The 11,868-nt window shown below is 73.5% G+C and carries 11 protein-coding genes; 2 read left to right on the top strand and 9 right to left on the bottom strand.

Annotated features, from left to right (window positions below; genetic code table 11):
• Positions 1-329 precede the first annotated feature (329 nt).
• Positions 330-1,337, bottom strand: coding sequence for a stage II sporulation protein M (locus ACFZA0_RS11780; protein ID WP_391014456.1), 1,008 nt, complete (start codon positions 1,335-1,337; stop codon positions 330-332).
• 144 nt (positions 1,338-1,481) lie between these two features.
• Between ACFZA0_RS11780 and ACFZA0_RS11785 the strand changes: the two genes are divergently transcribed.
• The gene (locus ACFZA0_RS11785; RefSeq protein ID WP_391014458.1) at positions 1,482-2,441 is read left to right on the top strand and encodes an RDD family protein; all 960 of its coding nucleotides are present in this window, start codon (positions 1,482-1,484) and stop codon (positions 2,439-2,441) included.
• Between the two features lie 39 nt (positions 2,442-2,480).
• On the opposite strand, the gene ACFZA0_RS11790 is transcribed toward ACFZA0_RS11785, so the two are convergent.
• The 8 genes from ACFZA0_RS11790 to ACFZA0_RS11825 all read right to left on the bottom strand — a co-directional run bounded on the left by ACFZA0_RS11790 (position 2,481) and on the right by ACFZA0_RS11825 (position 11,044).
• Positions 2,481-3,095, bottom strand: a complete 615-nt coding sequence (locus tag ACFZA0_RS11790) for a hypothetical protein (RefSeq protein ID WP_391014460.1) — start codon at positions 3,093-3,095, stop codon at positions 2,481-2,483.
• A 209-nt stretch (positions 3,096-3,304) separates the two neighbouring features.
• Positions 3,305-4,762 carry an adenosylhomocysteinase gene (ahcY, locus tag ACFZA0_RS11795; protein ID WP_391014462.1) on the bottom strand — a complete coding sequence of 486 codons (1,458 nt, stop codon included), beginning with the start codon at positions 4,760-4,762 and terminating at the stop codon, positions 3,305-3,307.
• A 312-nt stretch (positions 4,763-5,074) separates the two neighbouring features.
• Positions 5,075-6,055: a cation diffusion facilitator family transporter gene (locus tag ACFZA0_RS11800; protein WP_391014464.1), complete on the bottom strand. Its 981-nt coding sequence runs from the start codon at positions 6,053-6,055 to the stop codon at positions 5,075-5,077.
• A 174-nt stretch (positions 6,056-6,229) separates the two neighbouring features.
• The gene (manA, locus tag ACFZA0_RS11805; RefSeq protein WP_391014466.1) at positions 6,230-7,381 is read right to left on the bottom strand and encodes a mannose-6-phosphate isomerase, class I; all 1,152 of its coding nucleotides are present in this window, start codon (positions 7,379-7,381) and stop codon (positions 6,230-6,232) included.
• 119 nt (positions 7,382-7,500) lie between these two features.
• Entirely contained in the window at positions 7,501-8,628 is a 1,128-nt protein-coding gene (locus tag ACFZA0_RS11810; protein ID WP_391014468.1) for an SIS domain-containing protein, read from the bottom strand.
• Positions 8,629-8,665: 37 nt separating this feature from the next.
• Positions 8,666-8,848 carry a Trm112 family protein gene (locus tag ACFZA0_RS11815; protein WP_391014470.1) on the bottom strand — a complete coding sequence of 61 codons (183 nt, stop codon included), beginning with the start codon at positions 8,846-8,848 and terminating at the stop codon, positions 8,666-8,668.
• Between the two features lie 237 nt (positions 8,849-9,085).
• Positions 9,086-10,450, bottom strand: a complete 1,365-nt coding sequence (locus ACFZA0_RS11820; protein WP_391014472.1) for a phosphomannomutase/phosphoglucomutase — start codon at positions 10,448-10,450, stop codon at positions 9,086-9,088.
• A 228-nt stretch (positions 10,451-10,678) separates the two neighbouring features.
• On the bottom strand, positions 10,679-11,044 hold the full coding sequence (locus ACFZA0_RS11825; RefSeq protein ID WP_391014474.1) for a DUF3499 family protein: 366 nt from the start codon (positions 11,042-11,044) through the stop codon (positions 10,679-10,681).
• 367 nt (positions 11,045-11,411) lie between these two features.
• Here ACFZA0_RS11825 and ACFZA0_RS11830 point away from each other — a divergent pair, with 367 nt between their 5' ends.
• Positions 11,412-11,861 carry a metallopeptidase family protein gene (locus tag ACFZA0_RS11830; protein ID WP_391015332.1) on the top strand — a complete coding sequence of 150 codons (450 nt, stop codon included), beginning with the start codon at positions 11,412-11,414 and terminating at the stop codon, positions 11,859-11,861.
• Positions 11,862-11,868 lie beyond the last annotated feature (7 nt).

The raw sequence follows: 11,868 nt of genomic DNA on the forward strand, positions 1-11,868 counted from the left end.
CTTCCCTTCGGTGTTTCCGACTCTATCAGATCTTTTCGATCCGATTTCCTCGGTGCTTTCCAGGTTCTCGCTTTCGCGTTTCCCTTTCCGGCGGTTCCGACTTTATCAGAGGTTTTGGGGCGGCCTTACCGGCCATCCGTATTTCTGATTGATCGGGATGCGCTCTCCGGATTCGATGATCCGGGAGCCGATAGATTTTCACCTTCGCCGGTACGGGATGTCGTCCCGCTTCCAGGCAACTGTTCTAACCTACCTCCCCGCATGGCCCGTGTCAACGGTTCCTGCGGGGGCGATGAGGAGATTAGCAGCTTCGCGGGGTGCCACGCACATCAGGCCGCCGTGGGCACCGCGGCGCTGCGCTCGAACTCCTCGACGTCGCCGGTGTCGCCCGCCCGGACCGCCCTGCCGCCGAGGGCGAACACGTAGGTGAGGAAGCCGAGTTCGGCCAGGACACCGATGCCGATGCGCGCCCAGGTGGGCAGGCCCGAGGGGGTCACGAAGCCCTCGATGCAGCCGGAGACGAAGAGGACCAGGGCGAGGCCGATGGCCATGCCGACCGCGGCCCGTCCCTCCTCGGCGAGTGCCGCGCGCCTGGTGCGGGGGCCCGGGTCGATCACCGTCCAGCCGAGGCGGAGCCCCGTGCCCGCGGCCACGAAGACCGCGGTCAGTTCGAGCAGGCCGTGCGGGAGGACCAGCCCCAGGAAGGTGTCCAGACGCCCCGCCGACGACATGAGGCCGGCGCCGACGCCGAGGTTCAGCATGTTCTCGAAGAGGATCCACAGGACCGGGAGCCCCAGGAAGACGCCGAGAACCAGGCACATCGCCGCGGCCTCCGCGTTGTTCGTCCACACCTGCGCGGCGAAGGCGGCCGCCTGGTGGCTGGAGTAGTAGGTCTCGTACTCGCCGCCGGGGCGCGTGAGTTGACGCAGTTCGCTCTGGGCGCCGATGGCTGCCTGGACCTCGGGGTGGGTGCCTATCCACCAGCCGAGGAGCACCGAGACGGCCGTGGAGACGAGTGCCGTGGGCACCCACCAGCGGCGGGCGCGGTAGACGGCGGCGGGAAAGCCCTGGGTGAGGAAGCGGACCACGTCGCGCCACGAGGCCCGGCGGGTGCCGGCGACGGTGCTGCGGGCGCGTGCCACGAGTTGGCTGAGGCGGCCGGTGAGCTGGGGGTCCGGGGCGCTGGACCGGATCACCGAGAGGTGCGTGGCGGTGCGCTGGTAGAGCGCCACCAGCTCGTCGGCCTCCACGCCCGTGAGACGGCGCCTGCGGCGGAGCAGGGCGTCCAGACGGTCCCATTCGGCGCGGTGGGCGGAGACGAAGACGTCCAGGTCCATCGGGTCTGCCTGCTCCCTCGGCTGCTCGTCGGCGGCACTTCGCCCGCTGATCGTTGAGGTCAGCTTGTCGTACTGCGGCGCGATGCGTGCTCAGCTTGGCAGACTGGCCGTCCACGGGGCGGGCGCAGGGGAAGGGCGGCGGGCGTGAGCGGGCTGGTTACGGGTGAGGCGGTGGCGCTGGAGTTGCTTCCGGCGCGGTTGCCCAGCAGGGCGTTGGCGGTGCTGCTGGACCTGGTCGTGACGGTGTTCGCGTACCTGTTGGTGACGCTGCTGCTGGTGCTGTCGACGAGTTCGCTCGACGAGGCTGCGCAGGCGGCACTGGCGGTCGCCGCGTTCCTCTTGGTGCTCGTCGGCGGGCCGATCGCGGTGGAGACGCTCAGCCACGGGCGTTCGCTCGGGAAGCTGGCCTGCGGACTGCGAGTGGTGCGGGACGACGGGGGGCCGATCCGGTTCCGGCACGCGCTGGTGCGCGGGGCGATCGGGGTGGTCGAGATCGTGATGACGTTCGGGGTCGTCGCCTGCATCGCGTCGCTCGTGTCGGCCCGCGGGCGGCGGCTCGGTGACGTGTTCGCCGGCACGCTGGTCGTGCGGGAGCGGATTCCCGTGCCGCACAACGCCTTCGTGCCGCCTCCGCCGCCGTGGCTCGCGGGGCGGTTCGCGGAGCTCGACCTGTCGGCCGTGCCGGACGGGCTGTGGCTCGCGGTACGTCAGTACCTGACGCGCATGGGGCAGCTCGACCCGCAGGTCGGCCAGGGCATGGCGCAGCGGCTCGCGGCCGATGTCGCGGCGCGTACCGGGGCACCCGCCCCCCACGGGATTCCGCCCGCGGCCTACCTGGCGGCCGTGCTCCAGGAACGGCAGGCGCGAGAGGTGCGGCGGGCCCGGGGTGCGGTTGCGGGATTCGCCCCCGGTGGGGCGGTCCCGTACGGGGTGCCGGGGGCCGGGTTCGGTGCGCCGCCGCCCTCGGCCGGGTCCGCGCGGCCCAAGGTCGCGGGGCCCGCTCCTGCCGTGCCGCCCGCCGCTCCCGTCGAGGCGTGGGACGCGCCGACCCCGGCCGCGGACGGGGAGAACCGGCCGCGCACCGGGTTCGCGCCGCCCGCCTGACGAGGGCCGGGCCGCTTCCGTGCCGCGCGCCGTGGGCGCTCACGCGAAGACGGACGGCGGTGACTCCAGGTCCTCCAGCTCGATCCCCGGGGCCGCGAGGACCACGTCCCCGGCCAGGTGCACGGTGTGCACCTCACCGGTGTCCAGGGCCGTGACCCGGTATTCGTCCACGGGCAGGGGGCCGCTGTCGGTGGCGTGTGCTTCTGTCTTCACCAGGGCCCAGGACTGGTCCACGGTGATCGGCGCGAGCACCGGACCGGTCAGGGCGACGAGGCGGACGCGGGTCGCGGACCCGGAGGGGGTGAGGCGCAGCAGCCGTGCGGTGGCGACGAGGAACGCGGGGGACGTACCGGTGAAGGCGTGGGCCGGAGTGTTGCCCTCGGCCGCCTCGGTGCCGGAGGGGTCGGTGCGGACCCAGGTGACGCCGTCGAGGGCGGCACCGCGCACCTGCCAGCCCCCGGCGAGGAGTTCGAGGCGGAGCGGGCGGCCCAGTTCGTCGAGGGTCAGGTCGACCGAGCCGCTGTCGTCGCCCGCGGGAGTGGTCAGGCGGGAGACATAGCGCCAGCCGGACGGGCCGGGGGCGCACTGGAAGTGTTCGTCGGCGAGGGGGGTGTGGTCGTGCGGGTCGTGGAGCGAATAGCGGCCGCGGGGCATGAGGGTCCTGGGGCTTGACGGGGTGATCGCCGGGCGGTTCGCCGGGCGGTCCTCGTCCGACGGGGGCGCGTGCGGAAAGCGGCAGGCCCCCGGCACGGGGGTGCGGGGGCCTGCCGTCTGCGACCGGTCGCGGTGAGCGCGCCGGTACGGGCGCGCGCTCACCGCTCGTTCGCCGGCGTACCGCACGGGTGCGGCACGCCGGCGGTGACTCAGTAGCGGTAGTGGTCGGACTTGTACGGGCCCTCGACCTCGACGCCGATGTACGACGCCTGCTCCGGGCGCAGCGTCGTCAGCTTGACGCCGAGGGCGTCGAGGTGGAGGCGGGCGACCTTCTCGTCGAGGTGCTTGGGCAGCACGTAGACGCCGATCGGGTACTCGTCGGGCTTGGTGAACAGCTCGATCTGGGCCAGGGTCTGGTCCGCGAACGAGTTGGACATGACGAACGAGGGGTGGCCGGTGGCGTTGCCCAGGTTCAGCAGGCGGCCCTCGGACAGCACGATGATGACCTTGCCGTCGGGGAACTTCCAGGTGTGGACCTGGGGCTTGACCTCGTCCTTGACGATGCCGGGGATCTTCGCGAGGCCGGCCATGTCGATCTCGTTGTCGAAGTGGCCGATGTTGCCCACGATGGCCTGGTGCTTCATCTTGGCCATGTCGGCGGCCATGATGATGTCCTTGTTGCCGGTCGTGGTGACGAAGATGTCGGCCTTGTCGACGACCTCGTCGAGCGTGGTGACCTGGTAGCCGTCCATGGCCGCCTGGAGCGCGCAGATCGGGTCGATCTCGGTGATGATCACGCGGGCGCCCTGGCCGCGCAGCGACTCCGCGCAGCCCTTGCCGACGTCGCCGTAGCCGCAGACGACGGCGGTCTTGCCGCCGATGAGGGTGTCCGTGGCGCGGTTGATGCCGTCGACCAGGGAGTGGCGGCAGCCGTACTTGTTGTCGAACTTCGACTTGGTCACCGCGTCGTTCACGTTGATCGCGGGGAACAGCAGGTCGCCGTCGCGCTGCATCTCGTAAAGGCGGTGGACGCCGGTCGTGGTCTCCTCGGTCACGCCGCGGATCTCCGAGGCGAGCTGGGTCCACTTCTGCGAGCCGTCGGTGATGGTGCGGTTCAGCAGTTCGAGGATGACGCGGTGCTCGTCCGACTCGGCGGTGTCGACCGAGGGGACCTTGCCGTCCTTCTCGTACTCGACGCCCTTGTGGACGAGGAGGGTGGCGTCACCACCGTCGTCGAGGATCATGTTCGGGCCGCCGGTGGGGGTGTTCGGCCAGGTCAGCGCCTGCTCCGTGCACCACCAGTACTCCTCCAGCGTCTCGCCCTTCCAGGCGAAGACGGGGACGCCCTGCGGGTTGTCGGGGGTGCCGTTCGGGCCGACGGCGATCGCGGCGGCGGCGTGGTCCTGCGTGGAGAAGATGTTGCAGGACGCCCAGCGGACCTCGGCGCCGAGGGCGACCAGGGTCTCGATGAGCACGGCGGTCTGCACGGTCATGTGCAGGGAGCCGGTGACGCGGGCGCCGGCCAGCGGCTGCGCGGCGGCGTACTCCTTGCGGATCGACATCAGGCCGGGCATCTCGTGCTCGGCCAGCGTGATCTCCTTGCGGCCGAAGTCGGCCAGGGAGAGATCGGCGACCTTGAAGTCCTGTCGGTTGTCGACAGTCGTCATTACGGGCTGCTCCTCGGGTTGCGGATCGAGGTCGTTCGGGCTGGTCTGCGCGGCGGCGGGCAGGTCGGTGCCCGGTGGGGCACGAAGAGGGCACACGGATGCCCGGGGCGCACGCAGCGCAGTCCGTCGGAGGCCCTCTCTCCCTCGGCCGGTCCGCTGGGGACCGCCCGACCGCCATCAGCAGCGACGTCTGGCTCCGAACCAAGCTACACCGGAGGACCCGGCGGCCCCCAGTCCGCGTCCGTCCTGGGCGCGGACCGGGCGCCCGTGCGCCGGGGTCCCGGCGTGCGGCCGGCGGCCCGCCGCGGCGGCTCAGTGCCCGGGGGTCTCCAGCGGCGGGCCGCCCGGGGTGGCGTCGCGGTCGGCGCCGCGGGCGGCCTCGGTGTCGCTGTAGATGTCGGGTTCGAGGTAGATCACGCGGGCGATCGGCACGGCGGCGCGGATGCGGGCCTCGGCGGCGTTGATGGCGTCGGCGACCTTGGCGGCGCTGTCGTCGTGCCGCACGCCGATCTTGGCGGCGACCAGCAGTTCCTCGGGGCCCAGGTGCAGGGTGCGCATGTGGATGACGCGGGTGACGGCCTCGTCGTCGACCAGCGCGGCCGTGATCCGGTCGAGCTGGTCGGGACCGGCGGACTCGCCGAGCAGGAGCGACTTCGTCTCCGCGGCGAGGACGAGGGCGATGGCGACGAGCAGGACACCGATGCAGACGGTGCCGATGCCGTCCCAGACGCCGTCGCCGGTGATCAGGGCGATGCCGACGCCCGCGAGGGCGAGGACGAGACCGATCAGGGCGCCGAAGTCCTCGAGGAGCACGACGGGCAGTTCGGGCGCCTTCGCGCGGCGGATGAACTGCGCCCAGGACAGCCCGCCGCGCTGGCCGCCGGCCTCCTTGATGGCCGTGCGGAAGGAGAAGCCCTCGGCGAGGATCGCGAAGACCAGGACGCCGACCGGCCAGTACCAGTGCTCCACGGCGTGGGGGTGCTGGATCTTCTCGTAGCCCTCGTAGATGGCGAACATGCCGCCGACGGAGAACAGCACGATGGAGACGAGGAAGGCGTAGATGTAGCGCTCGCGGCCGTAGCCGAACGGGTGCTCGGGGGTCGCGTCGCGCTGGGCCCGCTTGCCGCCGATCAGCAGCAGGAACTGGTTGCCCGAGTCCGCGAGCGAGTGCACGCCCTCCGCGAGCATCGACGAGGAGCCGCTGAACGCGAACGCCACGAACTTCGATACCGCGATAGCGAGGTTGGCGCCGAGTGCCGCCACGATCGCCTTGGTGCCGCCTGACGCGCTCATCTGGTCGCGTTGTCCCTTCGTACGCCCATCGAGGGCCCTCCGTGCGCCGCCGGGCGCCGTGCCGGTTGGCACGCAGGCACCGCGACGGCGGTCTTTGCCCGCCCTTTGCCGGTGGGCCATTGTTGCAGCACGCCCGGACGACGGTGCGTCAGGTCTCCGTTGCGGTCCTCGCGCTCAGGCGACGACCGTGGCGCGGAAGACCGTTCCCGCGCCGGACACCCGGGCCGTCTCGCCCGCCGGCACGAAGACGGAACGGCCCGGCGTCAGCTCCTCCTGCCCCACGAGAACCGTTCCAGCCGTGCACAGCAGGATCTGCGGCGCGGGGCGGGTCAGGTCGTGGGCGGCGCCGCCGCCGGACACCACGTAGCGGGAGAGGCGGAACTCGTCGATGGGTGCCTCGTACAGCTCCTCGCCGTCGGCGGATGCCTCCGGGCGCAGCACGCCGGGCTCGCTCGGCTCGAAGCGCACGACGCGCAGGAGTTCGGGCACGTCCACGTGCTTAGGGGTCAGGCCGCAGCGCAGGACGTTGTCGGAGGTGGCCATGATCTCGACGCCGAGTCCGTCGAGGTAGGCGTGCGGGACGCCGGCGCCGAGGAACAGCGCCTCCCCGGGCTGGAGCCGGACGTGGTTGAGGAGCATCGCGGCGATGACACCCGGGTCGCCGGGGTAGTGGCGGGCGATGTCGGCGTACGGGGTGTACTCACCGCCGAGGCGCTCGCAGGCGGCGGCGGTCTCGGCGACCGTCGCGGCCATCTCCGCGCGGTCGGCGCTCAGTACGGCGGTCAGGACCTCGCGCAGGGCGGCGTCCGCCGGGTGCGCGCGCAGCACGTCGGCGTAGGGCGCGAGGGCGGCCACGCCGAGCCCGTCGAGGAGTCCGGCGGTGCGCAGCGGGTCGCGGAAGCCGCACAGGCCGTCGAACTCGGTGAGCGCGCAGATCATCTCGGGCTTGTGGTTGGCGTCCCGGTAGTTGCGGTCCGGGGCGTCCAGCGGCACCCCGCGGCGCTCCTCGTCGGCGTAGCCCTCGCGGGCCTGGTCCAGGTCGGGGTGGACCTGGAGGGAGAGGGGCGCGGCGGCGGCGAGGAGCTTGAGCAGGAAGGGCAGCCGGGGGCCGAACTTCTCGACGGTCGCCTCGCCGAGTTCGCCCTTCGGGTCGGCGTCGATCACCTCGACGAGGGTGCCGCGGCCGGTGCGGGACGGGGCGCCGGGGTGGGCTCCCATCCACATCTCGGCCTGCGGTTCGCCGGTCGGTTCGGCGCCGGTCAGCGTGGGGATCGCGGTGACCGATCCCCACGCGTAGGGGCGCACCGTGTTGTCGAGGACGTCCATGCTGTCGTGCTGCTCCTTCGGATGGTCCGCCGGGTGCGGACGGGCGGCGGGTGCCGTGCGCCCGGCCGTCGGGCCCGGACGGGCCGGACCGGGCGCGGCCGGACGGGTGTCCGGCATGGTCAGGCCGTCGAGGCGACCGCCAGGTAGACGGCGGCGAAGTCCGTGACGGCGATCAGGTCCGCGAGGGTCTCCAGGTCGCCGCCGGCCTCGGGTTCCAGCTCGCTGACGGGGGTCTCGTGGCCGAGGGCCAGGTCGCGGGCGGCCGGGGCCGCGGTGAGGCCGCCGAGCGGGCGGTCGCGCAGCAGCACCACGCGGGCGTGCAGGGCGGCCGGTTCGTCGACGCGGTCGCGGAAGAAGTCCTCGGGGTCGGAGGCCGCCGCGAGCGAGCCGGCGAGCAGGGCCTCGTGCGCGGTGAGCGCCTCCGGCAGTTCGGCGACCAGCGCGGGACGTCCGGCGAGGTCGGCCAGGGCCGCGGCGAACCGGCGGCCGGCCGGCCCGGCGGAGACGCCCTCGGTCCAGATCACCGGCAGCGCGTCGGCCAGCTCCACGGCGAGGGTCTTGGCCGGGTTGCCGTACGTGACGACGGCGGGGCCGCAGCGTCCGGCGACGTGGTCGAGGCGGTCGGCGACCTTCTCGACGGCCTCCGGCGGCGCGGCCACCAGCCCGATCCGGTCGAGCAGCACCAGCAGCGGGGTGAGCAGCGCCCACAGCGCGCCCGGCGCGGAAGCGGTCGGCGGCAGGTCCTGTTCGTACGCGGCGGTCGCCATCGGTACGCACAGGCCGCGGGAGCCGTCGAGGGCGTCCGCGAGCGGGGTGCGGGCGGGCGCCACGGCGACGACGGTGCAGCCGCGCCGGTACGCCTGCTCGGCGAGCAGCGACAGGCCCGGCTCGGTGCCGTCGGGGGTGGCGATGAGGAGCAGGTCCACGGAACCGGCCCAGCCCGGCAGTTCCCAGCGCAGGGCGCCGGGTGCCGGGGCGACGCCGGCGGGTGCGAGGCGGACGACGGGGCTGGTGGCGCCCGCGAGCGTGCCGAGCAGGTCGGCGGTGTGCGCGGCGGCGGCGCCGGGCCCCGCGATGAGCACGGCGCGCGGGCGGCCGTCCGGCTTGAGGTCGCCCAGGCCCGCCTCGGCGGCGTACCGGGCGGCCGTGCGGACGCGGGCGCCCGCCTCGGCGGCGCCGCGGAGCAGTCCCCGGCGGTCGGCCGCGGTCAGCGCCTCGGGGGTGTCGAGCAGCGATTCGTCGAGCATGGGGCGGCAGCCTCCGGGGTCGCGCCGGCCGGTCGGGTCAGGCGGGGCGGCGGGCCTCGTCGATGAGCAGGACGGGGATGCCGTCGCGGACCGGGTAGGCCAGACCGCAGTCCTGGCCGGTGCAGACCAGCTCGGTCGCGTCGTCCTTGACGTCCTCCTCGAGGGGGGCGTGGCAGGCCGGGCAGGCGAGGATCTCCAGGAGGCCGGCGTCGAGCGGCATGGGGTGTCCCTTCGGGGCGGTGCGCGGCTCGTGCCGAGCCTGGGTGTCGGTGGGGCGGCCGGTCCGCCGTCCACGGGGGACGGAGATCGGCCCGGTCAGCGTACCGCCGTACGGGAACGGGGTGACGGGGTCGGGTGGCCCCGGGGCGGCGGCGGCTTCCCGGGGCCGCGGCCGGACGTGCCGCGGGGCGGCCGGTCCGAGGACCGGCCGCCCCGCGTGCGCCGCGTCGGCGCGCCGTCAGCCCTTGATGATCGCCAGGACCTCGTCGCGCACCTTCGCCACGGTCGCCTCGTCCCGTGCCTCGGCGTTCAGGCGCAGCAGCGGCTCGGTGTTGGAGGGGCGGACGTTGAACCACCAGTCGGCGGCGGTGACGGTGAGGCCGTCGAGCTCGTCGAGCTCCACGCCCTCGCGGCCCTCGTAGGCGCTCTTGAGGGCGGCGAGGCGGCCGGCCTGGTCGTCGACCGTGGAGTTGATCTCGCCGGAGCTGGGATACCGGTCGTACTGCGCGACCAGCTCGGACAGCGTGCCGTCCTGACCGCCGAGGGCGGCGAGGACGTGCAGGGCGGCGAGCATGCCCGTGTCGGCGTTCCAGAAGTCCTTGAAGTAGTAGTGCGCCGAGTGCTCGCCGCCGAAGATCGCGCCGGTCCGCGCCATCTCGCCCTTGATGAACGAGTGGCCGACGCGGGTGCGCACCGGGGTGCCGCCGTTCTCCCGCACGACCTCCGGGACGGACCACGACGTGATCAGGTTGTGGATGACGGTGCCGTGCCCGTCGTTCTTCGCCAGTTCGCGCGAGGCCACCAGGGCGGCGACCGCCGACGGGGAGACCGGGTCGCCGTTCTCGTCGACGACGAAGCAGCGGTCGGCGTCGCCGTCGAAGGCGATGCCGATGTCGGCGCCCTCGTCGCGCACGCGCTGCTGGAGGTCCACGATGTTGGCGGGGTCGAGGGGGTTGGCCTCGTGGTTGGGGAAGGTGCCGTCCAGCTCGAAGTACATCGGGACGACGTCGAGGGGCAGGCCCGCGAGGACGGTGGGGACGGTGTGACCGCCCATGCCGTTGCCCGCGTCGACGACGACCTTCAGGTGCCGGATCGACGTCAGGTCGACGAGGGAGCGCAGGTGGGCCGCGTAGTCCTCCAGCGTGTCGCGCTGGGTGATCGTGCCCGTCGTGGCGGCGGGCTCCGGGGCGCCGGAGTCGCTCCACCGCTCGACGAGCTCGCGGATCTCCGCGAGGCCGGTGTCCTGGCCGACCGGGGCGGCGCCGGGCCGGCACATCTTGATGCCGTTGTACTTCGCCGGGTTGTGCGAGGCGGTGAACATCGCGCCCGCGAGGTTCAGCGCACCGGAGGCGTAGTAGAGCTGGTCGGTCGAGCAGAGCCCGATCTCCGTCACGTCGGCGCCCTGTGCCGCCGCGCCGCGCGCGAAGGCCCGCGACAGGCCCGGCGACGAGGGGCGCATGTCGTGCCCGGTCACGATCGCGGGAGCGCCGGTCACCCGGACGAAGGCGGCGCCGAAAAGTTCGGCGAGCGTCTCGTCCCACTGGTCCGGAACCACCCCGCGCACGTCGTACGCCTTCACGAGCTGTGACAGATCAGCGGCCACGGCCAACCTTCCTGAGCGTCCTGTCGGTCACGTCAAAACTACCCGCACCCGCCGGTCGCGCGCCGTGCGGGCGGTCCGTGGGGACCTGGCGTGCCGTGGTCCGTGTGCCCCGGCGGACGCGGGGGAACCGCCCGGCGGGGCACGGGCGCGGGGCGACCGGCGGCCGGGGTGGCGGGGAGTGGTTCGGTGAACGCGCCTGCCGCATCGTCAACAGGCGGGCGCGGAGCGTCAGTTGTCGGGCGAGCGGAGCACCCGGAGGTGGCCGCGGCGGGCGACCTCCATGGGGTCGGCACCGCGGGCGCCGCCCGCGGGCCGCTCCGGCGGGCGGGCCGCCTCGCGCACGGCGTTGGCGAGCGCTTCGAGATCGTCGCCGCTGGGGCGGGCGGGCGCCGAACCGTCGAGCAGCCGGACGACCTCCCAGCCTCGCGGGGCGGTGAGGCGCTCGGAGTGCTCGGCGCACAGGTCGTAGCAGTGGGGTTCGGCGTAGGTGGCGAGCGGGCCGAGGACCGCGGTCGAGTCGGCGTAGACGTACGTCAGCGTCGCTACGGCGGGACGGCCGCAAGCGGTGCGCGAACAGCGACGTACAGGGCTCACGACGTTGGACGGTACCGCACTCTTGAACGGGCCGCGACGACTCTCCCCCGGCCCACCTGCCCGTGTCGTCCTCCGAAGGGCCCCTCGGCTCCCCGCGGGCACACACCACCGACCTGCACGAACGTCATATTCCGGGCGCGCGGACGGCGTTGCGCCGGGTGACCGGTCGTCACAAACCGCAGCAAAAGCACGCTTACGGCAGTGCCGGCCGACCGGAGCCCGTCGGACCGGGCCGGCCGCGTTTCCACCGGGAAACGCAGTCGCGCGACACGCCGGGGCGGCGGTCCGGGCGCCCGTCCGGGGCCGGACCGCCGGCGTCGCGCGAAAAGGGCGGCACGGGGCGTACGGGGACTACTCTGCAGCGGTGATGGAGAACCCCGTACCGCCCCCCGCAGCAGACCCGGGGCCCCGCCGCCGCGACCGGCACGGCCGGGGCATGCGCGGGCCGATCGCCCCGCCCCAGGTGCCGCTCGCGGCAAGCCGGTCCGAGGCGTTCGCCGATCTGGTGCAGGACTCCGTGGAGCGGCTGGAGCGGCGCTGGCCGCAGCTCGCCGACGTCGACTTCCTCGTCCTCGAAGTGCCCCGTACGGACGTGCCCGGCCAGGCCTGGAACGACGAGGCGGTGCCGCTGGGCGGTGCCGTGCCGGCCGCGGACGGGAAGGCGGCCCAGGTGATCGTGTACCGGCGCCCGGTGGAGATCCGCACCAAGGCGCGCGACGAGCGGGCGGTGCTCGTGCACGAGGTGGTCGTCGAGCAGGTCGCCGAGCTGCTGGGACTGACCCCGGAGACCGTCGACCCGCGCTACGGCGAGGACTGACGCGGCC

The organism is Streptomyces sp. NPDC008150, assembly GCF_042956945.1.
Lineage (GTDB): Bacteria > Actinomycetota > Actinomycetes > Streptomycetales > Streptomycetaceae > Streptomyces.